This window comes from Marinobacter sp., assembly GCF_035268745.1.
GTDB lineage: Bacteria > Pseudomonadota > Gammaproteobacteria > Pseudomonadales > Oleiphilaceae > Marinobacter.
Genome location: NZ_DATFKH010000120.1, coordinates 24032 through 48333, shown reverse-complemented (window position 1 = coordinate 48333; position 24302 = coordinate 24032). Strand labels below are relative to the sequence as shown.

Below are 24302 nucleotides of genomic sequence, written 5' to 3'. Positions count from 1 at the left end.
GGTGGCTTATTTAAGTTGATTGAGCTTGTCGATGTACAGCTGCATGGCCTCCTCCGATGAGGTACCTTTTAGCTTTTCCCAGGCGTCGTATTTGGCGCGATTGACAAAATCCATCATGCCCGGGCGTTTGCCGGTAACATCGCCCGAGGTTGCCTGTTTGTAAAGGCCGTAGAATTCCAGCTTCATCTCGTTGGACGGCTGGAAGTCGCCCTCGGCGTTCTGGATGTATTTTACGGCCTCGTCGAACCGGGTTTTAAGATCGCTCATGTCAGGTTCCGCTCTGTGATAATGAATCCATGGTACAGCTCTACTGCACGTTTTCCAGTTCGCCGAAACGGTCGGTAAACAGTGCGGACGAAAGGTAGCGCTCGGCGGAATCCGGCAGTACCACGACGATGTTCCTGCCCTTGAACTCCGGTAGCTTGCCGATTCTTACCGCTGCAACAACCGCCGCGCCGCAGGAAATACCACACATAATGCCTTCCTCCTGCATCAGCCGGTGGGCCATGTCCATGGCCGCCTGGTTGCTCACTGTCTCGACCCTGTCTACCAGCTCCATGTCCAGGTTGCCCGGAATAAAGCCGGCGCCGATGCCCTGGATTTTATGGGGAGCGGGCGTCAGTTCCTGACCACCACGAGCCTGGGTAATGATGGGAGAGTCCTCAGGTTCCACGGCGATGGTGGTGATGGCCTTGCCCCGGGTGTTGCGGATGTAGCGGGTGACACCGGTAAGAGTTCCGCCGGTACCCACACCGGAGACAAAGATATCCACAGCGCCGTCGGTATCGTTCCAGATCTCCGGGCCGGTGGTGTCTTCGTGGATACGGGGATTGGCGGGGTTCTCAAACTGCTGCGGCATGAAGTGCCGGTCCGGATCCTGGGCAACAATCTCCTCGGCCCTGGCGATCGCACCCTTCATGCCTTTGGCTGGTTCCGTAAGGACCAGTTCGGCCCCCAGGGCTTTCAGTACCTTGCGCCGCTCCAGACTCATCGAGGAGGGCATGGTCAGCAACAGTCTGTAGCCCCGCGCGGCAGCTACAAAGGCCAGGGCGATGCCGGTGTTGCCGCTGGTGGGCTCAACGATGGTCATATCGGATCTGAGTAGACCGCGTTCCTCCGCATCCCAGATCATGGCTGCACCGATCCGGCATTTCACCGAGTAGGCCGGATTGCGACCTTCAATCTTGGCCCAGATGGTAGCTCCGTCGTTGACCCGATTAAGCTGCACCAGCGGGGTTTTGCCGATCGAGCGGGAGTTGTCCGGGTAAATATTGGCCATGTTAACCTCCTTTTGTACTTGACTTACTGATCCGCTCACTTTGTTTATCCATCAGTATTACCGAAGCATAGCATTACGCGGTCCGGCCGCCAGTTAATTGCTGTTCCTGGTGGTGAGGATTTCGAGGCGATTACGGCCGTTCTGTTTGGCCACATAGAGCGCGTTGTCGGCCAGACGAAGGAATTCGGCCGGAGCGGTATCCTTGTCGGGAGTCCCGATGGCCAGGCCAATACTGATGGTAAACCTGATCTGCTGCCCGTTGTAGCTGATGTTCTGCCGGGCCAGGCCGGCGCGGAAACCCTCGAGTCGCGAAACCAGTTCGCCGCGGTCATCGAAGCTGGTAAAAATGACGAATTCCTCACCGCCGAAGCGGGTAAGGTGGTCGGTGTCCCGGCGGAAATGATCGCGCATGATACCGGCCAGCGCAATCAGGCACTGGTCACCCGCATCGTGGCCGTAGGTGTCGTTGATTATCTTGAAGTGGTCCGCATCTACCATGGCAACCGCAAACCCCGTATGGTTTCGCTGGCACCAGCGAAAGCTTTTGCCGAATTCCTGGTCAAAATAACTGCGGTTTCCGATCTGGGTCAGGTCGTCAGTGACGCTGAGGAAGGCAAGGCGATCATTGGCCGCCGCAAGTTGCCGGTTCAGCCTACCGAGCTTGCGGTTCCAGTAAAACAGCAGGCCGAGGATGACCATGGCCCCGAGCGTCAGCTGGAATGCCAGCCGGTAATCCACCACGGGTTCGGGCTGGATGACGCCGGCCCATTGCTGCTCGATGGTGTTACGTTCTGCTTTGGTCAGGCTGGCGACCAGTTTTTGCATAATGCTGAACAGTTCCGGCTGGTCATTCCGGGTGGCAACTGCCAGGGACCAGTCCGCCGGGATTCTGCCCAGCACTTTCAGGTCTGCCAGTCCCAGCTCCTGCAGGTGATAGCTGGCCGAGGAAAAGGTACTTATAAAGCCTGCCAGTTCCCGTTCCTGAACCATTCGCAGCCCTTCTTTTTCGTTGCCAACCGTTACCAGGTTGAGGCCGGGGTGGGTAGTCCTCAACAGTTCCAGCAAGGCGTACCCCTCGACAATGCCAACCGGCTGACTCCCCATATCGTCGAGCCGCCTGATAAATGGGGTCTCGACCCGGCCTATCAGCACCCCTGGAACCCGGAGGTAAGGCCTGGTGAAACTCATGTATTCAAGTCGTTCCGGTGTTTCCATAGCCATGGAGAACAGGTCGCACCGGCGATTTCTGGCGGCTTCGACCGAGTCGGCCCAGGTTTCCGCGACGAATGGGGGGAAGGCTACGCCGGAACGCTCGGAGAACAGGGCGAAGGTGTCAGCGGCAATCCCGGTGTGTTGGTTGTCTTCATTGAGCGCCTCGAGGGGAAGCCAGTCCGGATCAACACAGAGCTTCAGCTGCTGGTTACGCTCATCCAGCCACGCCTGTTCGGCATCGGTAAAGGTCACTGACCTGACCTCAGGGATCGGGCTGCGAATGGCAGAGGCACCGAGCCACCGGTCTTCTATGGTACGCATTTCTGTCGGGCTGATCGCACCCAGCGCGGCATCCATCAGGGCGGCGAGTGGTTCAAGGGCAGGGCGAACACCAAAACGCAGGTCTTCGCCGGACATGCCGCCGAGATCTGTTTCGCCGGCGATGATAACCCCCGGAATCTGCAATTCCCTGACCCAATAGTTGCCATTGGACAGCGCGGCCAGGGCAACGTCCACGGAACCTTCGGCCAGGGCCTGAAACATGGCGCGCTGGGAGGTGAAAGCAAACACGCTATCGCCCAGTTGGTCGCGAAATGCACTCTCGTAGTAGATGCCCGCGCCGATGGCCACCTTGAGCCCTTTCAGGTCTGCCGGGGAATTGAACTGCAGGTTTTTATCAAGGGTGAAAGCGACGTTGGGAATAATGTGATAGGGCCTGGTAAAACGAGTGTACTCCTGCCGCGCAGCGGTCTGCGACATGTTGGCCATGACATCGATTTTACCCGCCAGAAACATGGGGTGCAGTTCGGACCATTGCCCTGCCACAGGTACAACATGCAGACCGGTGAGATCGGATATCCGGTCCATCACATCAACGGCCAGACCCTGAATCGCTCCTGCATCCTGGAAACTGAAGGGGGCGTAGTCCGTCATAAAGCCGACCCTGACCGGGCCAATTTCGCTGATGTAACGCTGGTGGACAGCACTGAGACTGAATCCACGGGATTCGGCCATGCTGGCGCCGCCGTATTCGCGCCAACGCTCGAACAGTTCAGTAATGCGGGCGTCGGGAACGGCTTGCAGCCCCTCACTTATCTTTTCAAACAACGCATCGTTGCCTTTCAGCACACCCAGGCGAAAGTCTTCCCGGGCCAGCGCCCCCAGGGGTGCGGGGCCGACAATGTCCAGAAACCGGAAGCCGGCCTGGTGGGCGTAGTATTCAAGGGTCAGTTCCGGCCCGAAGATAGCATCCACCCAGCCGAAGGCGAGGGCCCGCACCAGACTGGGTATCGAGTCATAGCTGTTGAGCTCAACGTCAGCGTCGGCGAGAGCGCGCGCGTAGTAGACATCCCCGACCACCCCGATGCTGGCATTGGCGAGCGCCTCCAGGGAGCCAACGTCGGTTATCGGGTTTGCCGGATCATGCATCACATAGGTCTGGCGGATGTGATAGGGCTCGGTGAACCGAATGGTCCGGGCCCGCTCGTCGCTATAGGAGATGCCTTCGATGACATCGATGTCACCGCGCTGGAACGCCGCAAAGATCTCCGGCCAGGTACCGGCACGAACGTCCAGGTCCAGAGCGGCGTGGCTGGCCACTTCCCGGAGAACGTCGATCGAGAACCCCGACGGGGTGCGACCTTCGATATTGGAGTAGGGCGTGTTATCGGCAACGACGCCCACGGATACGGTCTGATGGTCCGCCGGCCAGGCGGGCAACGACAGCAACAGAAGGGCCAGAGTGGCGCTGAGGGCGTGGAAAATTGTGTTCAGAGAAATTCCCTTCCAGGCAATTTCAGCGCTGCCGCGAAAGCAGCGCTGCCACAGGCATTATTCAGATCAGAAGTACAGATTGAACATGACGTTGGCTGTGCCCAGGGAAATAGCGGTGCTGCTATTCGCGCGGCCACTGTCCGCAATCTCGGCGCCAATCTGGCCGCTCACCGAAAACGACTCGGTGATCATGGCTTCAGCGCCAAAAAATGCGCCAACGCCAAAACCGGTATCTTCCCTATCGACAATACCAATTGCGGCTCCGGCGAAGGGCCGGATATTCTGGGAAACATTGTCCAGATAGTACCTGGCGCCGCCGCCCAGGGAGAAAATGGTATCTGCTCCCTGGACCCCGGTGTCAACAATCGACAGGAAAGCGTAAGGCATCAGTTGATCGCTTGTCCGCATGCCGACCATATAGGATGGCGCAGAGACGCTGCTAGACGCGCCACTATTCGATACAGCGTTACCAACATTGTCCAAGATTCCCTGGAAAGGGTTAAAACCCATCATGATCCGGTTTTCCGCGGCGGCTGATCCCGCCGCCAGAACTGATGCTGCAGCCGTTGCCGCGATAAGGGTGTTCTTGATAATGGTCATGGGTGACGTCCCGTCTTCTTTATCGGTTTTCGAGGTGTCCGGAAATCCTGTTTCATGGGGGGCATGGAATGGCTGACTTCCGGAATAAGCGCCACCGTCGCGTGGTGACCGAAGAAGTTTCCGGATTTTTTTCGTTGGCTTCAAGTTAAAGGAGGTTTTGTTCTGTTATCGGGCATCAGGCTGCTAGAATCCGCCCACGGAAATTCGGAGAAATCCCATGGGTCTGATGTTCGAGGAAATAGACAGCCAGCCTTCGGCGCTGGGTGAGATCACCCTCCGGCGCCGCCGTATTCCGGCGTTGGGTGAGCGGGATATTTTTGAGGTGAAGCTGGGTGATGAGTTTCTGATGTCCAGCATGTTCGTGGATGCCGAAATAGCGCTGGCGGATCTCGCTATTGAGCGGGCGGAGGGCGAGTCGCTGGATGTGGTGGTGGGCGGCCTTGGCCTCGGCTATACCGCCGAAGCGGCGCTGGGTCACGACCGGGTAAATGAGCTTCTGGTCGTGGATGCTCTGGATACGGTGATTCACTGGCACCAGCAGGAGAAGGTGCCCCTGGGAAAGGTGTTGAATGAAGATTCGCGCTGCCGCTATGTGCTGGGCAGTTTTTTTGATTTTGCGATTTCAGATGGCGGGTTTGATCCGGAGTTGCCAGGGCGTCTGTTCAATGCGATTTTGCTGGATATCGATCACTCACCCCGGGCACTGCTGAACCAGTCCAACGCCAGTTTCTACACCACTGAAAGCCTTGGCAGGATGGCGCGCTTTCTTGAACCTGGCGGGGTATTCGCCATGTGGTCCAACGATCCGCCGGACGAACCTTTTATAAAGACGCTTAGAGGGCTGTTTGTGGGTGTGGAGGCCCGCGTGGTGTCTTTCTACAATCCTTTCCAGAATCGGGAGTCCACCAACACCGTGTATCTGGCAACAAAGAGCGGGAGCTGAAGCCATGGGCGAACCTGGAACTATCGACTGGGAATCGACCCACGCCGCAGTCTGGCGCCGACACCGTGGTGTTCTGCGGGGCATTCGCCGGCTCGATCCGGTGCAGTGGGAGAGTCTGAAGGGTATTGATCGCCAGCGGCAGGCGCTGGGCCGCAACACCGAGCGGTTTCTTGCCGGTGAGCCCTCCAACAATGCCCTGCTCTGGGGCTCCCGGGGCACCGGCAAGTCCTCGCTGATCAAGGCGCTGCTGAATCGCTACAGGGATCAGGGACTGCGCATGATCGAGGTGGACAAGGATGACCTGGTCAACCTGCCGGAAATTGTCGATGATCTGTGCGATCTGCGATTCCGGTTTGTGATTTTCTGCGACGACCTTTCCTTTGATGCCGGCGAGTCCGGTTATAAGGCCCTGAAGAGTGTACTGGAAGGTTCACTGGAACTGCCGCCGGAAAACGTCCGGGTCTATGCCACATCCAACCGCCGCCACCTGATGCCGGAGTTCATGGCGGACAACCTGCAGAGCCAGGTCCGTGATGGCGAACTTCATCCGGCTGAGGCCATTGAGGAGCAGGTATCACTGGCGGACCGGTTTGGTCTCCAGCTGTCGTTCTATCCGTTTCCCCAGGACATCTATCTGCAGGCGGTGGATGCACTGTTTCCGGAGATCCGGAACCGTGCTGCCCTGCATCAGGAGGCGATCCGGTTTGCCACTGCCAAGGGTGTTCGCAATGGCCGGACCGCCCAACAGTTCTACCGTCAGTTTGCGGGCACGTTCAGTTAGCCTGGTCTGACGCCCGGCCGATACACCGGGACAGATCATCCAGGGGGTTGTTGACGGATTCGCAGGTTTCCACCGCCGGGGTCAGGCGACGGTTCAGGAGTTGGTCAGAGGTTCCTTGGGCAGCGCGACGGTGAACCGGACACCTCCGTTTTCATTGCCGGCCTGGATTCGCCCGCGATGGTGTTCGGCGATCAGCCGGGCGATCAGCAGTCCCTGGCCAAGATGTCCTTCCTGGCCCGGGGAGCGGACCGATACAAAGGGGCTGAAAATGTCCTGGGCCAGTTCTTCGGGCAGCGCGGAGCCCTGGTTGAACACACTCAGCAGCAGATATTGCGACTCCCGGCGCAGGCTGATCTCGATCAGGCCGCCTTGCGGTGTGAAATCCCGGGCGTTGTCCACCAGTTTGTCCAGCAACTGCACCAGCAGCTCCGGCGAGCCGTGGTATCGAACCCCTTGCTGCGGACCCTGATAGCGAACCCGGAAATCCGGTGCCAGTGACTGATAAGCCGCGGTGGTCTGGACGCAGACATCGGCCAGATCAAAGCTTTCCTTTTCGGCATGGTCCAGGCTCTGTTCCAGCCGTGCCGCCTCGCTCATGCCATGAAGAATCTGGCTCAGGCGGTCGGTCGCGGTCCTGGCCCGGGCCAGATAGTTTGCCCGGTCTTCGTCGCTGGCGCTCTGACTGAGGTTCTCCAGGGACGAGCGCACGACGGCGATGGGGGTTTTCAGTTCGTGGGACAGTCGGCGGGAGAAGCTTTCGAGATAGTGGGTGTAGCCGTGCAGCCGCTCGGTAAGATGACTGAACTGGCGGGACAGGTCGCCAAGTTCGTCCTTCGCTGTCACCGGTGGCAGGGTTCGCAGCAGGCGGCCGTCGTCATCAATGCTGGCGCTGACCGCTCGCTGCAGCCGGGTGATACGCCAGGACAACCAGCTGGCATAGCCCAGCAGTGCCAGCGTCAGCACGATCAGAAGCAGGGCGCTGCGGGCAATCACCGAACCCAGGGTGCTGCCGGACAGGGTCAGCATCTGATCCAGGGATTCCTCCAGCACCAGCGTGTGGCCGCTGGCCAGGGTTTCGGTGGTCAGCAGATAGAGATCGCCGTTGCCGTGGCGCACCAGGCCGCGGTCGGGCAGTTCACTACCGCTGAACTGGTGGGCGTCGCTATCGACCAGGATCGGTTCGGGCTGATAGGCCCGCACCAGTGCCCGCAGGGCGTTGAGACTGATGCGCTCGAGAATCTGGGCGGGCGTCAGGCTGTCGAAAGCCGGTCTCCGGAGGTTCGAGGGTTGGGTCTGCCGGGCGATCACCCAGCCTTCCGGTTGCAGAACCCAGGCGCTCTGCCCGGGTGCAATCAGCTGTTCCAACCGCTGTTCCAGTGGGGCCTGACGGCTGATCAGCCGGCTATCAGGGTATTCGAACAGCGGCTGTTGCCGGCTGGTTCTGCTTTCGCTTTCCTCAACCGGGCCCATCAATTGAAAGCCGAATCCAGCGCCTTGTTCCGGCCGTGGCAGTCGCAGTTCAAGCTGGTGGCCGTTATTGTCGGGTAATTGCCACGCTCCGCGAAATCTGTAGTCCAGCGCATTACTCCTCCCTGGTACAAGCCCATTGATCCTGCCGTGGCTTAGGCGCGGCACAAGCCGTTCGATGACATCCTGTGGTTGCTCAATAGAGATTAGCAGTTGATCAAACGGCTGCTCCGGCCGGGACGGTTGGTAAAAACCCTGCATGCGATTATTGATCCGGACCAGCAGATAAAGATTGTTTTCCTGCACGGCCACCCTCCATTTCAGAGTGGCATTATCGGGCAATGTGCCAGTGCCCTGCCAGGGCTGGCTGCTGTGCTCTTCGTCATACTCGGGCCAGTCGGAGCCGTAGCCATCGGGTTCCAGCGAGCGGTCAAGGGTGGGGGCGTAGGTTACCGGTTTACCACCTGGTCGTGATTCATCAATTGCCGGAACGTCGATCAGGCTGGCCACTCTGCCGGCCTGTTGCTCCAGTTGCGTAGCCGCCTGCTGCCGCAGGGCAGTGTCCAGCTCCAGAACGAACTGCAGGCCGGCCCAGGGAATGACCAGCATCAGCACGCTGGCAATGACCAACTGGCGTTTCAGGGTCACGAATCAGGCCTCATGGGCGTTCCAGCGGTAACCCATGCCATAGGCTGTGTGAATGCCGTCAAAGGCACTGTCCACGTCCTGAAACTTTCTGCGGATGCGTTTGATGTGGGAGGTGACGGTATTATTGTCCAGCACTGTGCTGGCGGCGTCCATCAGCTGGTCGCGGCTGCGCACATGGCCCGGGTGCTGAACCAGTGAGTGCAGCATCCAGAATTCGGTGACGGTCAGTTCGATGGCGTGGCTGTCCCACTGGGCCGTCATACGGTCCACGTTCAGCGTCAGGCGGCCGCGGTTCAGTACTTCGTCCGGCTGTCTGAGTGCTTCCGACCAGGCGTCGGCCCGGCGGAGCAGGGCGGTTACCCGCGCCAGCAGGTGATCCATGCTCATGTCTTTGGTGACATAATCGTCCGCGCCCAGTCTCAGCCCGTGGACTGAATCGATATCGCTGTCCCGGGCGGTCAGGAAGATGATTGGCAGGGTTGGCGACAGTACGCGCAGGTCCTGGCACAGGGTAAATCCGCCCTCAGGCTCGTCGCCCAGGCCAACATCAATGATTGCCAGATCCGGCAGGCCTGCCCGCAGTGCCTGAAACGCGCTGTTGCGGTTGCTGTAGGCCGACACCCGATAACCACGGCGTTCAAACGCATCGCGGTAGTTCTCGCGAATGGCAGGTTCATCTTCAATGAGCACGAGGTGACGTTTCATAACCTTGAGCCAGTCTGTTGGACTCTTGCCCCTGAGCGGGGATGGAAGCCTCCATTTAACCACGGTACTGCTGCAGAACAAGGGTGCGGCACCCCCTCGCCACAATTCATCATTTTTCATCGGCTAATCCGCCGCTTTCCGGCACCGGATGGTCCTTTCCGGAGGTTTCAATAGTGACCAGCCGCTCTTGCACCCGGGCGCTGGTTTTCACGCTGGAAAGGAAATGGAATCATGCTGCCAACCTGTTCGCTGTCCCGACCTGTATCACCCATCCCGGCCAGGCGTGTCCGCCGGATAATGGAGGACATCTCGCTGTGGCTGGCGGTGTTGCTGTTTCTGTTTGTCCAGCCCATGTATGCCGAAGCCTCTGCAGGCGCCGGTGAGCTGAGGTTTCTGGACTCACCGGGTCCCGGGCTGGAATCGGCAACGCTGGTAAGCACCGACTATCAGGTCGAGGTGACCGGGCTGGTGGCGGATGTGCGCCTGAGCCAGACTTTCCGCAATCCGGGCCGGCAATGGCGGGAAGCCGTCTATGTTTTTCCTCTGCCGGCAAAAGCCAGTGTCTACGGCCTGACCATGATGGCGGGCGAGCGCCTTATCCGGGGAGAAATCCGGGAAAAGGAGGTGGCCAGACAGCAATACGCCAAAGCCAGAAGCGAAGGCCGGAAGGTGGCGAGAGTCGATCAGCAGCGGCCCAACCTGTTCACCACGCATCTGGCGAACATTCCACCGGGAGAGTCGATTGCCATTGATCTCAGCTATCAGCAGCCTGTGCGTTATCAGTCCGGGGAATTCGAGCTACGCCTGCCAACGACCCTGACGCCCCGCTATATGCCGGGCAAGGTTGTTCGCGATGGCGCGACGGCCTGGCAGGGTGGCTGGGCAAGCCCGACCACCGCAGTGCCGGACGCCGACCGCATCAGCCCCCATACGGTCTTGCCCGAGGATGTGGCCGCTGGCAGCCATCAGGCGACCATCACCATGAGCATCAGGGCCGGCCTGCCGGTCAGCCGGGTCAGCAGCCCCGGCCATCAGCTGGCCAGTAACTGGAATGGTAATTCGGTGGCGGTAACCACCAGCGCAGGAAGCTTCGCCATGGATCGGGATCTGGTGGTTCGCTGGGCGCCAGCACGGGGAATGACGCCTTCCGCCGCGGTTTTCCAGCAGCAGTGGCAGGGCGAGAGCTACCTGTTGGCGATGATGATCCCGGGACTGGAATCCGATCAGCAGATGGCCCGGGAACTGGTGTTTGTGATCGATACCTCTGGCTCCATGGCGGGGGAATCCATAGCTCAGGCAAAACAGTCGCTGCTGCGGGGGCTGGACACGCTGGGGCCGGACGATCTGTTCAACGTTATCCAGTTCAACAGCCAGACCGCCTCACTGTTTATCGATCCGGTGCCTGCCAGTGGTAATAATCTGGCCCGGGCCCGTCGCTATGTCCGCAGTCTGGAGGCAGAGGGCGGCACGGAAATGGCTTCGGCGCTGGATGCTGCCCTGAATCAGCGGAAGTCCGGGGCCGTATCGCAAACGCCGGACGGTGTTCAGCGCTTGCGTCAGGTGGTGTTTATCACCGACGGTTCGGTGGGTAACGAATCGGCGCTGTTCCAGCGTATCGAGCAGCAATTGGGGGACACCCGCCTGTTTACCGTGGGCATCGGTTCGGCGCCCAACATGCACTTCATGCGCGAGGCGGCGCGTTTTGGCCGTGGCACCCACACCGCCATCAACAGCAGGTCGGATCTGGAGCGCCGTCTTGCTGAGCTGTTCGGCAAGATGCAGTCGGCGGTGTTAACCAATATCCGCATGGAGTGGCCGGATGCGTCAGCGCAACAGAGTGCCCGGCCGCACCGGATCGGGGATCTGTTCCGCGGCGAGCCACTGAGTCAGGTGGTTCGTGGTCAGGCCCCGCAGGGGGATCTGCAGGTGTCAGGAATACTGCCTGACGGCAGTACCTGGCAACAATCGCTCAGTCTGGAACAGGCCGCCAGCGGCAAAGGGCTGCACCGGGTATGGGCGCGACAGCAGATTGATGCCCTGCTGGATGCCCACACGCTTGGCAAAGATCCGCAAGCGCCGGCCCGGGGCGATATCGCCACAAGGGTCACGGCCCTGGGCCTGGAGCATGACCTGATCACGCCCTACACCAGTTTTCTGGCCGTGGACCGAACGCCGTCCCGACCGGAATCGGCAGCTATGGCTGCTGACAGCGTCCCGACATTGCTGCCTGCCGGGCTGGCCTCAGGAATGCTGCGTTATCCGCAGACCGCCACCCTGGCGCCATTGTTCCAGGCGCTGGGTCTGCTGGGGCTGATGTTCAGTGCAGCGATTGGCCTGCTGAAATGGCGGGCGCTGTGATGAAATACCTGTGCATGCTCACTACCGTCTTGTCCTTTGCAATACTGGCGTTTGGCCTCTGGATTCCGTTCAAGGCACTGGTCGCCCAGGAATTGCTCGAGCTGGCCTGGGCGGAGAGCCAGGCCCGCCAGATGCAGGTTCGCCCCTGGCCCTGGGCGGACACCTGGCCGGTGGCCCGCCTCGTCCTGCAACCCGACGAGGACGGGGACGGAAGCCGGCAGTCGTTGATCGTGCTGGATGGAGCCCATGGTGAAAGTCTGGCCTTTGGCCCTGGCCAGGTTGTTGGCGGCGACCAGAACGCCGGGCCAACAGTGATTGCCGGTCATCGGGATACCCATTTCCGAAGCCTGGAGCATCTTGAAACCGGCGCTACGCTGAAGCTCCAGAGCCGTGGCGGTCAGTGGCGGAGCTTCCGGATCAGCAGTACCCGGGTGGTGGACAGCCGTTACCACCGGATCAACGAGTCCATGCTGCCCCGCGATTCATTGCTGCTGGTAACCTGCTATCCCTTCAATAGCATTGAGGCCAACGGACCGCTACGCTACGTAGTATACGCAGAGGCCATTGGCAGCGAGCTGGCGGCAGTTGTCGAAAGCTGAACCTGTGCGCCATTACTAATGAGTAGGAAAGTAGGCGGACACGTCCATTCAGGACACGCCGTGAATACATCCATGTAGGCTCGGATGCAGCATCCCTGCTGCATACGGTCCTGAATGGACGTGTCCGCCTACTTTCTTTCAGCTTGGTAACTAGATCAGGGTTATCTGGATGGGATTGCTGAGAAAATTTCTGGCCTGGATGAGTGTCCTCATTATTTGTCTTTTCGCCCTGCTTTTCTATCTGGCGCGGCCTTTTAACCCTGATAATAACCGTTATCTGGCCTGGGCAATCGCCAAAGTCGGTTGTGCCCTGCTGGGGATGAAATGCACGGTCAGCGGCCGGGAAAATATTCCGGTCGACCGCCCGACCGTGGTTATCGCCAATCACCAGCACAACGATGACCTGTTCATGCTGGGCGGGCTGCTGCCGCCGCGAACCGTAACGGTGGGTAAAAAGGCTCTGGTGTGGGTGCCTTTTTTCGGCCAGGTTTTCTGGCTTGGCGGCAATGTGATGCTGGATCGCAGCCGCTCCGACCGGGCCGTTGTGGCCATGCGAGCCGCGGCCCATGCCATCAGCCGGGAGCGCAAAAGCCTGTGGGTGTTCCCGGAAGGCACCCGCAGCCGGGGGCGGGGCCTGCAGAGTTTCAAGAAAGGTGCTTTTTACACCGCGGTGGAGGCCGGGGCACCCATCACCATGGTGTGCGTCAGCCAGTATCAGGATAAGGTGATCGGCTGGTCCGGCCGGCGGGAACCGGTTGCCATCAGGGTGTTGCCCCCGGTGGAAACCGCCGGCCTTACCCGGGATGATATTCCCGGGCTGATCAGGGAGTGCCACGACACCATGGCGGCGACGATTGCCACCCTGGCCCCGATTCGTGACTGACCGCCAACCGGGCGGGAAATGCTTGAAGCGGGTCATGAAAACGGGCAGTCTTGCCGCATAACTCAAAGGGGTAGGTTATGAATCTGATTCTGTTTCTGATTATTGGTGGTATTGCCGGCTGGCTGGCGGGACTGATCATGAAAGGTCGCGGTTTTGGCGTCATGGCCAATATCGGTATCGGTATTGTGGGTTCAATCCTGGGAGGGTTTGTGTTCCGTCTGCTCGGGCTTGCGGCCCAGGGCGCGGTGGGGGAACTGGTCACCGCGACGGTGGGTGCAGTGCTGTTACTTGCCGTGGTTAGCGCAATCAAGAAGGCCTGATGATGATCGTACCTGTTTCTGCAGTTTTCGCCGCCGTTCTGGGGCTGTTACTACTTGTTCTTTCTTTTCTTGTTTCCCGCTATCGCCTGAAGTTCAGGCAGGGGCTGGGAGTAAGCGATGATATCGATTTTCAGGCCGCGGTGCGGGCTCACGCCAACCTGGTCGAATATGCACCAGTCGGCCTGATCATGCTGGCCATCGCCGAGCTCAATGGCGTGCCGGGCACGCTGGTCTACTGGACCGGGATGGCATTTGTGGCGGGGCGCCTGCTCCACGCGTTTGGCATGATCAATGGCCGTGGTGGCCCACACATGGCACGCATGGTGGGCATCCTGCTGACCTGGCTGGCCATTCTGGTATTGTCGTTGCTGCTGTTCTGGAACGTGTTCCAGGTTTACGGCTAGTCCCCGCCCAGGGGCGGATTACAGGGCCTGTGCCATATCCATGGTGATATACTCCAGCTCCAGGCGCCGGTTGGCGGCGTGATCCTCCAGCCTGGCAAGGGGCCGGTCGCTGCCCCATCCACTGATGACAATCTGGGTTTCCCGTGCGCCTTCACTGAGCATAAGCCTGGCAGCGCTACTGGCTCTGAGCCGCGACAGAAACTGGTTGTATTCGCTTACACCGAAGCCATCGGAATGGCCGTGAATGTGCAGGCAGGCGCCGGGGTTGTGCTTCAGCCAGACCGCGTGCTGGCGCAGCAGTGCCTGATCGTCCGGGTTCAGCCGGTGCTGATTGAAGCCGAAGTGGAAGCGCTTGCGGTGCGGTCGCCCGGGGCAATCATCCGGGCCTCCGCCCGCGGCGGCAAAAGTGTTCTGGGCCATCAGCCTGGTGTGGTCGAGTACAAGTACAGTCATGGTTGATTCCTCTGATTTTCAGGCCTTTGTTGCTTTTGCCCCCGGTATTATTGATGCCGGTGGGGGCAATTACCATAAGCGACAGGTCGAATGGCGTCGGTGCGGCTGCGTTCACAGTATCAGCGCCCTGATCGTCCTACGATTTCGCTGCAGATTTATTACACCGCGAAAAACAGGCCATGCTGTGGTAAAAAGCAGGTCTGGCGAGGCGAATAATGATGAATTGTGACAATCCATGCTGATTATCCCTGCGGAAACTCCTGTCAACTGGAAACGCCCGCCCTGGATGACACTGAGCCTGGTCATGGCCTGTTTTCTGGTCTTTGTGTTTTACCAGGGCGACGATGACCGGCTCGCCAACAAGGCGCTGGAAGCCTATCTGAATGCGGACCTGCAGGTACTGGAGGCACCGGCCTACGAGGATTATCTGCAACGCCAGATTCGGCTGGAAGGCAGGGAAGAACTGGTTTCCCGGTTGGAGGGCTTCAATACCCTGCAGGAACAGGGCGAACAGGTCTGGATTGCGGCCACCCTTCTGTTCGATAACGAATTCTATCAGTACCTGCTGGAAAACCGGGGCCTGATCTGGGCTTCAGACCAACGCCGGGCATGGTTGGCCCAGCGCAGCGAGATCCAGCAGCGATATGTCAACCGCCTGAGCGCCAACCAGTTGGGACTGGTGCCTGCCGAACTGTCAGTTTACACCCTGGTGACCTATCAGTTTCTTCACGGTGGCTGGGGCCACATTATCGGCAACCTGGTGTTTCTGTTTCTGCTCGGTTTCACCGTAGAGAAAGCGCTGGGTGCTGCCCGCTTTCTGCTGGCGTACCTGGCGTGTGGCGCCATCTCCGGCCTGGTATTCGCGGCGTTTTCTGCTGGCAGCACCGTGCCGCTGGTGGGCGCGTCCGGTTCCATCTCCGGTCTGATGGGCATGTACGTGGCCATCTACGGTTTGCAGAAAATCCGCTTTTTCTATTTTGTCGGGGTCTATTTCAACTACTTCCGCGCGCCGGCACTGGCGATGCTGCCGGTATGGCTGGGTAAGGAGGTTTATGACTACTGGTTCGCCGGGGCCACCGGCATCGCCTACATGGCCCATGCGGGCGGACTGGTGGCCGGGGCTGGGCTGGTCTGGCTGTTGGGCAAAAGCTGGCTCCAGGTCAAGGAGGAATTTTACCAACCGGAAGAAGACGAGCAGGACGAGCGCTTCACCGCCGGTTATGCCCGGGCCATGGCGAGCCTCGGCAGTATGGAGTTCGATCTTGCCGAGCGGCAGTTTGCAGCATTGCGGGAGCACTATCCCGACCGGATCGTTGTGCTCGAGCACCTCTACCAGCTGGCCAAGCTCCGGCCGGACCGGGCTGCCTATCGCGAATACGCCCGCAAGCTGATGAATGAAAAGCTGAACGCACGCCAGCCAGAGCGCACGATTGAAGTCTGGGCCGAATACATGAAGCTGGGAGAAAGCCACTTTCCACTGGCGGCGGAGGATCACAACCGGGTGCTGTTCACCTGCCTGCGTAACGACGATCTGAAATCCGCCGAGCGAGCTTTCGAACGCCTTCGCAGTGCCGGCGACAAGAGCCTGGCGGACGAAGCCTGCCGGCTGCTGGCGCAAGAATTCGATAAGCGCCAGGTAACCCCGAAGGCCCGACACTATCGCCAGTTACTGGCAAACGGGGCTTGAAAGTGGCCAGTGTCCCGACCGACAGGCCCCTCGGATGCCCGGTAGCTCAGCAAACTGACCAGACGGGACGCCGGGCTACTCGACGTTGAACGATGCCCGGGGTCCTTTCAGAGGCTCCCGGTTCCGCGCCTGCTGCAGATACACATCAATCTGTTCATGCAGCGGGTGGTTGGCGCAGCGCTTTTTGACAAAACTGAGAAACGCCGTGGCTTTTTCCCATTGGCCAAGCCCGTTAGCCAGCGCCTGGGCCATTGTCAGGTAGGCATGGGGCAGGCATTCGCTGCCGGGAAAGCGCTTGTGAAAGTCCTGTAGCAGTTTCAGGGCAGGTTTGAACTGGCCGCGGTTATAGAGGACTTTTGCGCAGCGCAGCGTCAATTCCGGGTCATCCGGTTTAAAGCCGGGCTGGATGCTCTCGATGGTTGCCAGCAGACCGGCCATGGTGTCGCCGTCATTGCTGTCCGCCAGCATGGCGAGCAGGCGCGGGTGGTAGCGGTACAGCTCCTGGCGGTCATCACGGGCTGTAAGCAGGGAGTGCAGCTGCTGCAGCCGGCAGGCGTTGGCCGGCTCCCGCTTCAGACTCTCCTTCAGCATGGACTCGACCCGGTCGTAGTTGCCATCCTTCAGGTTCATGTCGATGTCGGCGTCAAAGCGGCGGGTGCGGTCCCGGCCCTGGCTTTCCCCCGGCTTTTCCTGGTCCTGATGATCGCTGGCGAAGCCCAGCTCTTCCTGGTACTGGAACAGCAGATAGCCCAACATGTGAAACAGCATCAGGGTAAAGGTGCTGTTCAGGAAGCCGGCAAGAATATTGGCCAGGTGAGGGGCAAAATGGTTGAAGGCGAATTCCTGGGCAGCGCCGGAGGCCACGGATAACAGTATCAGGTAGCCATAAAGCAGAAAATAGCGGCTGCCGATGCGGGAAATCAGCACCGCCAGGTTCAGCGGGTTTACCGCGGCGGCAACGGAGTGTTCCATGGCCAGCACCATCACGCTGGCCGGTAATGCCAGGACAACCAGAGCCAGCATTACCAGCATCAGCACTGGTCCGCCCAGCATCCCGGCGGCGCCGACCAGAGCCCCCATCAGGATGAATACCAGCAGCTGCAGGATCACGATATCGAACCCGCTGCCGGTGAAGGCTACCGCCAGGGGCGGGGGCTTCATATGGCCTTCGGCGGTATGGCGGATTACCGCATAGGTATATTTCAGTAACGCCAGCACCAGTACCAGCGAGACAATAAGCCCGACAATGTTGCCGGTGATCAGCAGCGGAACCAGGGTGCAGATGGCGATGACCAGCATCGGATCGGTATGGAAGGGATAGCGGAAAAATGCGCCAATCCGGTTCCAGAAAGGCACGGCTTCCGTGGCTGCACCCAGGTAACGCATGACCCGGTTACACTGTGGGCACAGCGCATGCTGTCTGCGGTGGTTCGCATCGGGCATGCAGCGGGAACAGTAGTGCATCTGGCATTCGCCACAATGCCATTTTGCGGGTTCGCCCGGGTGATAATGGCAGTCGTGTCTCACAATAGGTCCGGTTCCGAGGGGTCACAGGATGACAGGCTGTAATGATGGCAGATGGCGGACCCGGCCACCAGCGCTCTGGCGGCAGGGAAAAGTGAGCCGATAATGTTGGGCTGCCAGCGGCAGAGTATCGTATGTCCCGGAGATTCGGGTTTTGAGGGGGCGATTTGCAACAGGTAAAAGAGCAAGGCGAGTTTTCGGCCACAGAAGACCGTTCCGGGGAAGTTGCCAGTGCACCAGACCGTCCCTACGCCTGGAAGGACATTCTGTCGCTGGCGCTGAAGCACAGGCCGCGTCTGGTCAGGGCCAACCTGCTGGCGATCATGGCCACAGTCGTCAGTGTGCCGATTCCGTTGTTGCTGCCGGTGCTGGTGGATGAGGTCCTGCTGGATGAGCCGGGGCCGGTACTGCCGGTCATGCAGTCGCTGTTGCCGGAATCGTGGCATCTGCCCCTGGTCTATATCGGTGCCATGGTGCTGGCCGCCTTTCTGCTGCGGTTGCTGGCACTCGGGTTCAACGTGGCTCAATCCCGCGAGTTCTCGAAAATCTCCAAGGATGTTGTCTTCCGTATCCGCTCGAAGCTTCTGGGTCGCCTGCGGCGGGTGGCCATGTCGGAATATGAAACCCGCGGCTCTGGTGGTATTACCAGCCATTTCATTACCGACCTGGACACCATCGACCAGTTTCTCGGTACCACCATCAGCCGTTTCGTCGTGGCCAGTCTGACCGTGGCCGGTACCGCCTGTGTGCTGTTGTGGGTGCACTGGCAGCTGGGCCTGCTGATTCTCCTGTTCAATCCTCTGGTGATCTTCGCTACCATGCTGATCAGCAAGCGGGTGAAGGATCTCAAACGCCAGGAAAACAGCGCCTACGAGGATTTCCAGGGGGATCTGACGGAAACCCTGGACGCTATTCACCAGCTTCGCGCTGCCAACCGGGAAGGCCATTATCTGCAACATCTGGTATCCCGCGCCAGAGTCGTGCGGGATCATGCCATTCAGTTCGAGTGGCGCAGCGACGCAGCCAGCCGCGCCAGTTTTGCCCTGTTCCAGTTCGGTGTCGATACCTTTCGGGCGGCGGCCATGGTCACGGTGCTGCTCAGTGACCTGAGCATCGGCATGATGTTCGCTATCTTCGGTTATCTCTGGTTCATGCTGACGCCGGTGCAGGAGATGCTCACCATGCAGTATGCCTGGTTTGCCGCCAACGCCGCGCTGGCCCGGATTAACCGCCTGCTGGCACTGAAAGAGGAACCGCGTTATCCCGCTCTGGAAGATCCATTCCGTGATCGGCACACGGTGGATCTGGAACTCAGGAATATTCATTTCAGCTACGGCGACGAACCGATTCTCCGGGGCATTGATCTGCACGTGATGGCCGGAGAGAAAGTGGCTGTGGTAGGTGCCAGCGGAGGCGGCAAGTCGACGCTGGTTCAGGTGATACTGGGGCTGTATACGCCGCAGCAGGGCGAAATTCTGCTTGGCGGCGTGCCGGTGCAGCGGATTGGTCTGCCGCGTCTGCGGGAAAATGTTGCTACGGTGTTGCAGCACCCCGCCCTTTTCAATGATACCGTGCGCCAGAACCTGACGCTTGGGCGCAAGCGTGACGATGACGCCCTGTGGCAGGCTCTGAGCATTGCCCAGCTGGACCGGACTGTGGCGGAAATGCCGGACGGTCTGGACACCATGATCGGTCGCCAGGGCGTCCGGCTTTCCGGCGGCCAGCGCCAGCGCCTGGCAATCGCACGAATGGTGCTGTCTGACCCGTCAGTGGTCATTCTGGACGAAGCCACGTCGGCGCTTGATGCGGAAACCGAGTATCAGCTTCACGAGGACCTGGAGGCATTCCTGCGCCAGCGCACCACCCTGATCATCGCCCACCGCCTGAGCGCGGTGAAACAGGCCGATCGGGTCTATGTGTTTGAAGACGGCTATATCAGTGAAGAAGGCCACCATGACGAGCTGATTGCCAAGCAGGGGCTTTACGCCCAGCTATACGGTGACCGGCAGGCCTGATGAGAATTAATACCGGTTCCGGTTAATGAATTCCGCAACTGGCCGACAAGCAATCAGTAACCATGAACGTTAAGGACAGATATGGCCGCCACCGAAAGTTTTCGCAGCGATGAGCTTACCCGCCAGCAGGTACTGGCGGTCGACCGCCAGATGCTTGTTATCCTGCTGGTTCATATTCCCGTTGTCGGATTACTGGTGCCCCTGGGGTTTGATACCTTCCTGTTTTCGATCCTGGCCTCGGTGGTTGTCGGTGCCATGGCGCTGGCCGGTTATTTTTTCCTTCGTGGCACGCGCGCCTGCTCGATCGTCTTTGCGACTTGCCTGATGCTGTTCTCTGCGGTCATGATCCAGGCCCAGATGGGCCGGATTGAAATGCATTTTCACATCTTTGCGGTGCTGGCGCTGGTGATTATCTACCGGGACTGGCTGCCGGTTCTGGTGGCCGCTGCCACGATCGCGGTTCACCATTTTCTGTTCACCGGTCTGCAGATGATGGAGACCCAGATTGGCGAGATGCCAGTGATCATCTTCAATCATGGCGCCAGCTGGGGGATTGCATTTCTGCATGCTGCCTTCGTGGTGTTTGAAGCCGGTATTCTGGTGTTTTTCGCCGTCCAGATGAGCGCAGAGCGGAATCAGTCGCTGAAAATGATTACCATTGTGCACGCCTTTGACCACGACAAGGACCTGCGAGGGCGTCTGCCGGAGACTGATCAGAGCACAAGTGCGCGCTCCTTTAACCAGATGATGGAGCAGTCCGGTGCGCTGATCAGGGAGCTTCGCCATTTCTCCGGCATCCTCAGCGAAAATGCCGGTCGCCTTGCGGTAGCAAGCACAAACACCCGGGAATATGTGGAACAGCAGCAACAGCAGGCTGATCAGGTAGCAACGGCTTCCAACCAGATGTCAGCCAGTGTTCAGGAGGTGGCGCAGAACGCCCAGGTGGCGTCTGAATCTTCTGCAGATGCCTCCACGGCTTCTGCTGCTGGCAGCAAGGCCATGGCCAGTGCCCGCACCATGACCGAGGCGACCAATCAGGCACTGGTCGACAGTGGCCGGATGGTCAGCCAGCTCGCTGAAAAAGTGGAATCCATTTCCCGGGTAACCGGGTCCATCAATGACATTTCAGACCAGACCAATCTGCTGGCGCTTAACGCTGCGATTGAGGCTGCGCGCGCCGGGGAGCACGGCAGAGGATTTGCTGTTGTGGCGGACGAAGTGCGGTCGCTGTCACGGCGGACCCAGGAATTGACGGATGAAATCCGCACCACCGTGGGCGAACTGAAAGAGCTTTCAGAGGCTACCCGCGCGGCCATGGAAATGGGGCAGAGCCGCTCGGCCGAATCAAACCGCGCGATCAGCGATGCCGCCGAGGCAATCAGCCGGATCGAAGAGGCGATCGGTGCTGTCAGTAACATGAATCAGCAGATTGCCTCGGCCTGTGAACAGCAGTCGGCAACGTCGGTCCAGATCAACGAGAGCATCCATTCTGTGGCGACCCGCAATGTCCGGGTAGCTGAGGAGGCCAGTGGCGTACAGGACATGTCGGTTGAAATCGAACGTGTGGTTGGCGACGTCGACAGACTGGTAAACCAGTACCGGATTGATTGACCCTTCACCAGAGGTTGATTAAAAATTGACTGGGTCAGGGCCAGCGCTTGAACTCTGCGCAATCAGTGCAATAGTTAACTCTGACTTCAAATTCTGGTTTCAAACCGTCATCCTTGGGGACTTTACGGAACGCTTGTCGATTCGGGCGCACGAAGTTTTCGCCTGCCGGCATTCCGTAGCGCGCGGATAAAGACGAAAAGGAGGCAATACAATGTCCGGTAGCAATCTCAGCAAAGACAGCCTGAATACCCTTTCCAGCCTGGATGCGGGGGGCAAGACCTTTCACTACTACAGCTTGCCAAAAGCCGCCAAAACTCTGGGTGACCTGGACCGGCTTCCGTTCTCGCTCAAGGTCCTGATGGAAAATCTTTTGCGCAACGAAGACGACACCACCGTCGAGCGCAAGCACATTGATGCCATGGTGCAGTGGCTGAAAGACCGGCACTCCGAGACTGAAATCCAGTTTCGTCCGGCCCGGGTGCTGATGCAGGATTTTACCGGTGTACCCGGTGTGGTTGATCTTGCCGCGATGCGTGCGGCCGTCAGGGAAGCCGGTAAAGACCCCGCCATGATCAACCCGCTGTCGCCGGTGGACCTGGTCATTGATCACTCGGTCATGGTGGATAAATTCGGCGATCCCAGTTCATTTCGCGACAACGTCGACATCGAGATGGATCGCAACGAAGAGCGCTACGAGTTCCTGCGCTGGGGCCAGCAGGCTTTCGATAACTTCCGGGTGGTGCCGCCGGGCACCGGTATCTGCCACCAGGTTAACCTGGAATATCTGGGCAAGACCGTGTGGCAGAAAGAAATCGACGGCAAGCACATCGCCTACCCGGACACGCTGGTGGGCACCGATTCCCACACCACCATGATCAACGGCCTGGGAATTCTGGGCTGGGGCGTTGGTGGCATCGAGGCCGAAGCCGCCATGCTGGGGCAGCCGGTGTCGATGCTGATTCCGGAAGTCGTGGGTTTCAAGATGACCGGCAAACTGCGGGAAGGAATTACCGCGACTGATCTGGTGCTCACGGTCACTGAAATGCTGCGCAAGAAAGGCGTGGTGGGCAAATTTGTTGAATTCTATGGCGACGGCCTGAAAGAAATGCCGGTGGCCGACCGGGCAACCCTCGCCAATATGGCGCCGGAGTACGGGGCCACCTGCGGCTTCTTCCCGGTGGACGACCAGACCATCGATTATATGCGCCTGACCGGGCGTGAAGAAGAACAGCTTGAGCTGGTCGAAGCCTACGCCAGGGCCCAGGGCCTTTGGCGCGAGCCGGGTCATGAACCACTGTATACCGATTCCCTGGAACTCGACATGGGGCAAGTGGAGGCCAGTCTTGCCGGGCCCAAGCGTCCGCAGGACCGGGTTGCCCTGAAAGACATGAAATCTTCTTTCGAGTTGCTGATGGAAACCGCAGAGGGTCCGGCCACCGCGGGAGAGGGCGAGTTATCATCCGAGGGCGGTCAGACGGCAGTCGGCATCGAGAAAAGCTACGAGCATGCGTCCAGTCAGCCGCTGGAAATGAAAGGCCATAAAACCCGGCTGGACCCGGGTGCTGTGGTGATCGCCGCAATCACATCCTGTACCAATACCTCAAACCCCAGCGTGATGATGGCGGCAGGCCTTATCGCCCAGAAAGCCGTTGACAAGGGTCTGGATGCCAAGCCATGGGTAAAGACATCGCTTGCGCCAGGGTCGAAGGTAGTGACGGATTACCTGCGGGTCGGTGGCTTCCAGGATGCCCTGGACAAGCTCGGCTTCAATCTGGTCGGTTATGGCTGCACCACCTGTATCGGTAACTCCGGCCCGCTGCCGGATGAAGTTGAAAAGGCGATTGACGACGGCAACCTGACGGTTGCCTCGGTGCTGTCCGGCAACCGTAACTTCGAGGGCCGGGTACACCCCAGCGTGAAAACCAACTGGCTGGCGTCACCGCCCCTGGTGGTGGCGTTCGCGCTGGCGGGCAATGTTCGTCTGGATCTGTCGAAAGACCCGCTGGGAACCGATAAGGAAGGCAACCCGGTCTACCTGAAAGACCTCTGGCCGAGCCAGCAGGAAATTGCGGCAGCGGTCGAAAAGGTCAAAACCGACATGTTCCACAAGGAATATGCCGAGGTATTCGATGGCGATGAAACCTGGCAGGCCATCAAGGTGCCGGAAAGCAAGGTCTACGAATGGTCCGACAAGTCCACCTACATCCAGCATCCGCCCTTCTTCAAGGGCCTGAAGGAAGAGCCGGATCCGATCGAAGACGTCAAGGATGCCCATATTCTGGCGATACTCGGGGATTCGGTCACTACCGACCACATCTCTCCGGCCGGTTCTTTCAAAGCCGATTCACCGGCGGGCAAGTACCTGCAGGAAAACGGCGTCGAGCCCAAGGATTTCAACTCCTACGGTTCACGCCGGGGCAACCATGAAGTGATGATGCGCGGCACCTTTGCCAACGTGCGCATCAAGAACGAAATGCTGGACGGCGTCGAGGGTGGTTTCACCCGGTTTGTGCCTACCGGTGAACAGATGCCCATTTACGATGCGGCCATGAAGTACCAGGAAAAAAACACGCCGCTGGTGGTGGTTGCCGGCAAGGAATACGGTACCGGTTCCAGTCGTGACTGGGCGGCCAAGGGGACCCGGCTGCTGGGTGTGAGAGCGGTGGTGGCCGAGTCCTACGAGCGCATCCATCGCTCCAACCTGATCGGCATGGGCGTGATGCCGCTGCAGTTCCCGGAAGGCACCGACCGCAAGAGTCTGAAGCTGACCGGGGAGGAAACCATCAGCATCGAAGGGCTGTCCGGTGAGATCAGGCCGGGCCAGACTGTCAGGATGACGGTGACCTATCCGGACGGCGGGACCGAAACCTGTGAGCTGAAATCACGGATCGATACCGCCAACGAGGCGGTCTACTTCAGGCATGGCGGCATCCTGCACTATGTGGTGCGGGAAATGCTCAAGTCTGCGTGAAAGGCTGCACGAAGGCCTGCCCGGGACGGTTCCCGGCTGGCGCCTGAACCGGGGCCCGGCGAAGGGATC

The 24302-nt window shown here is 59.5% G+C and carries 19 protein-coding genes; 11 read left to right on the top strand and 8 right to left on the bottom strand.

Features of this window, described 5'->3' with window-relative positions; all coding sequences use genetic code 11:
• Positions 1 to 6: 6 nt before the first annotated feature.
• The 4 genes from VJ956_RS09405 to VJ956_RS09390 all read right to left on the bottom strand — a co-directional run bounded on the left by VJ956_RS09405 (position 7) and on the right by VJ956_RS09390 (position 4864).
• A complete protein-coding gene (locus tag VJ956_RS09405; RefSeq protein ID WP_324084118.1) occupies positions 7 to 267 on the bottom strand; it encodes an acyl-CoA-binding protein in 261 nt (86 codons plus the stop codon).
• 40 nt (positions 268 to 307) lie between these two features.
• Positions 308 to 1279, bottom strand: a complete 972-nt coding sequence (cysK, locus tag VJ956_RS09400; RefSeq protein ID WP_324084117.1) for a cysteine synthase A — start codon at positions 1277 to 1279, stop codon at positions 308 to 310.
• Between the two features lie 93 nt (positions 1280 to 1372).
• A complete protein-coding gene (locus tag VJ956_RS09395; protein WP_324084115.1) occupies positions 1373 to 4219 on the bottom strand; it encodes a transporter substrate-binding domain-containing protein in 2847 nt (948 codons plus the stop codon).
• Positions 4220 to 4330: 111 nt separating this feature from the next.
• Positions 4331 to 4864, bottom strand: coding sequence for a hypothetical protein (locus tag VJ956_RS09390; RefSeq protein WP_324084113.1), 534 nt, complete (start codon positions 4862 to 4864; stop codon positions 4331 to 4333).
• A gap of 217 nt (positions 4865 to 5081) precedes the next feature.
• Between VJ956_RS09390 and VJ956_RS09385 the strand changes: the two genes are divergently transcribed.
• Together VJ956_RS09385 and VJ956_RS09380 are read left to right on the top strand one after the other, a co-directional pair.
• A complete protein-coding gene (locus VJ956_RS09385) occupies positions 5082 to 5807 on the top strand; it encodes a spermidine synthase (RefSeq protein ID WP_324084111.1) in 726 nt (241 codons plus the stop codon).
• A 4-nt stretch (positions 5808 to 5811) separates the two neighbouring features.
• Positions 5812 to 6588 (top strand): ATP-binding protein, encoded by a 777-nt coding sequence (locus VJ956_RS09380; protein ID WP_324084109.1) that lies wholly within the window; start codon positions 5812 to 5814, stop codon positions 6586 to 6588.
• 93 nt (positions 6589 to 6681) lie between these two features.
• Here VJ956_RS09380 and VJ956_RS09370 read toward each other — a convergent pair whose 3' ends face one another.
• Positions 6682 to 8703 carry an ATP-binding protein gene (locus VJ956_RS09370; protein WP_324084107.1) on the bottom strand — a complete coding sequence of 674 codons (2022 nt, stop codon included), beginning with the start codon at positions 8701 to 8703 and terminating at the stop codon, positions 6682 to 6684.
• A gap of 3 nt (positions 8704 to 8706) precedes the next feature.
• On the bottom strand, positions 8707 to 9408 hold the full coding sequence (pdsR, locus tag VJ956_RS09365; protein ID WP_324084105.1) for a proteobacterial dedicated sortase system response regulator: 702 nt from the start codon (positions 9406 to 9408) through the stop codon (positions 8707 to 8709).
• Positions 9409 to 9639: 231 nt separating this feature from the next.
• Here pdsR and VJ956_RS09360 point away from each other — a divergent pair, with 231 nt between their 5' ends.
• From VJ956_RS09360 to VJ956_RS09340, 5 genes are all read left to right on the top strand, one after another.
• The gene (locus tag VJ956_RS09360; protein ID WP_324084104.1) at positions 9640 to 11766 is read left to right on the top strand and encodes a marine proteobacterial sortase target protein; all 2127 of its coding nucleotides are present in this window, start codon (positions 9640 to 9642) and stop codon (positions 11764 to 11766) included.
• On the top strand, positions 11766 to 12365 hold the full coding sequence (locus VJ956_RS09355) for a class GN sortase (protein ID WP_324084345.1): 600 nt from the start codon (positions 11766 to 11768) through the stop codon (positions 12363 to 12365). The genes VJ956_RS09360 and VJ956_RS09355 overlap by 1 nt, the downstream gene beginning before the upstream one ends.
• Before the next feature lie 169 nt (positions 12366 to 12534).
• Entirely contained in the window at positions 12535 to 13248 is a 714-nt protein-coding gene (locus tag VJ956_RS09350; protein WP_324084102.1) for a 1-acylglycerol-3-phosphate O-acyltransferase, read from the top strand.
• Between the two features lie 77 nt (positions 13249 to 13325).
• Complete coding sequence (locus VJ956_RS09345; protein WP_324084100.1) at positions 13326 to 13568, top strand: GlsB/YeaQ/YmgE family stress response membrane protein; 243 nt, start codon at positions 13326 to 13328, stop codon at positions 13566 to 13568.
• Positions 13569 to 13570: 2 nt separating this feature from the next.
• Positions 13571 to 13972, top strand: a complete 402-nt coding sequence (locus tag VJ956_RS09340) for an MAPEG family protein (RefSeq protein ID WP_324084343.1) — start codon at positions 13571 to 13573, stop codon at positions 13970 to 13972.
• Between the two features lie 18 nt (positions 13973 to 13990).
• Here the strand turns inward: VJ956_RS09340 and VJ956_RS09335 are convergent, their stop codons facing one another.
• Entirely contained in the window at positions 13991 to 14425 is a 435-nt protein-coding gene (locus tag VJ956_RS09335) for an OmpA family protein (protein ID WP_324084098.1), read from the bottom strand.
• Between the two features lie 235 nt (positions 14426 to 14660).
• Between VJ956_RS09335 and VJ956_RS09330 the strand changes: the two genes are divergently transcribed.
• Complete coding sequence (locus VJ956_RS09330) at positions 14661 to 16112, top strand: rhomboid family intramembrane serine protease (RefSeq protein WP_324084096.1); 1452 nt, start codon at positions 14661 to 14663, stop codon at positions 16110 to 16112.
• 75 nt (positions 16113 to 16187) lie between these two features.
• Here VJ956_RS09330 and VJ956_RS09325 read toward each other — a convergent pair whose 3' ends face one another.
• Complete coding sequence (locus VJ956_RS09325; RefSeq protein WP_324084094.1) at positions 16188 to 17639, bottom strand: hypothetical protein; 1452 nt, start codon at positions 17637 to 17639, stop codon at positions 16188 to 16190.
• Between the two features lie 260 nt (positions 17640 to 17899).
• Between VJ956_RS09325 and VJ956_RS09320 the strand changes: the two genes are divergently transcribed.
• The 3 genes from VJ956_RS09320 to acnA all read left to right on the top strand — a co-directional run bounded on the left by VJ956_RS09320 (position 17900) and on the right by acnA (position 24233).
• A complete protein-coding gene (locus VJ956_RS09320) occupies positions 17900 to 19651 on the top strand; it encodes an ABC transporter ATP-binding protein (protein ID WP_324084341.1) in 1752 nt (583 codons plus the stop codon).
• An 81-nt stretch (positions 19652 to 19732) separates the two neighbouring features.
• Complete coding sequence (locus VJ956_RS09315; protein WP_324084092.1) at positions 19733 to 21262, top strand: methyl-accepting chemotaxis protein; 1530 nt, start codon at positions 19733 to 19735, stop codon at positions 21260 to 21262.
• A gap of 211 nt (positions 21263 to 21473) precedes the next feature.
• A complete protein-coding gene (gene acnA, locus VJ956_RS09310) occupies positions 21474 to 24233 on the top strand; it encodes an aconitate hydratase AcnA (RefSeq protein WP_324084091.1) in 2760 nt (919 codons plus the stop codon).
• Positions 24234 to 24302: the final 69 nt, after the last annotated feature.

Coding starts and splice junctions, on each gene's coding strand:
- VJ956_RS09405 (WP_324084118.1), bottom strand. CDS start 267: ATGAGCGATCTTAAAACCCGGTTCGACGAGGCCGTAAAATACATCCAG.
- cysK (WP_324084117.1), bottom strand. CDS start 1,279: ATGGCCAATATTTACCCGGACAACTCCCGCTCGATCGGCAAAACCCCG.
- VJ956_RS09390 (WP_324084113.1), bottom strand. CDS start 4,864: ATGACCATTATCAAGAACACCCTTATCGCGGCAACGGCTGCAGCATCA.
- VJ956_RS09385 (WP_324084111.1), top strand. CDS start 5,082: ATGGGTCTGATGTTCGAGGAAATAGACAGCCAGCCTTCGGCGCTGGGT.
- VJ956_RS09380 (WP_324084109.1), top strand. CDS start 5,812: ATGGGCGAACCTGGAACTATCGACTGGGAATCGACCCACGCCGCAGTC.
- pdsR (WP_324084105.1), bottom strand. CDS start 9,408: ATGAAACGTCACCTCGTGCTCATTGAAGATGAACCTGCCATTCGCGAG.
- VJ956_RS09360 (WP_324084104.1), top strand. CDS start 9,640: ATGCTGCCAACCTGTTCGCTGTCCCGACCTGTATCACCCATCCCGGCC.
- VJ956_RS09355 (WP_324084345.1), top strand. CDS start 11,766: ATGAAATACCTGTGCATGCTCACTACCGTCTTGTCCTTTGCAATACTG.
- VJ956_RS09350 (WP_324084102.1), top strand. CDS start 12,535: ATGGGATTGCTGAGAAAATTTCTGGCCTGGATGAGTGTCCTCATTATT.
- VJ956_RS09345 (WP_324084100.1), top strand. CDS start 13,326: ATGAATCTGATTCTGTTTCTGATTATTGGTGGTATTGCCGGCTGGCTG.
- VJ956_RS09340 (WP_324084343.1), top strand. CDS start 13,571: ATGATCGTACCTGTTTCTGCAGTTTTCGCCGCCGTTCTGGGGCTGTTA.
- VJ956_RS09335 (WP_324084098.1), bottom strand. CDS start 14,425: ATGACTGTACTTGTACTCGACCACACCAGGCTGATGGCCCAGAACACT.
- VJ956_RS09330 (WP_324084096.1), top strand. CDS start 14,661: ATGCTGATTATCCCTGCGGAAACTCCTGTCAACTGGAAACGCCCGCCC.
- VJ956_RS09315 (WP_324084092.1), top strand. CDS start 19,733: ATGGCCGCCACCGAAAGTTTTCGCAGCGATGAGCTTACCCGCCAGCAG.
- acnA (WP_324084091.1), top strand. CDS start 21,474: ATGTCCGGTAGCAATCTCAGCAAAGACAGCCTGAATACCCTTTCCAGC.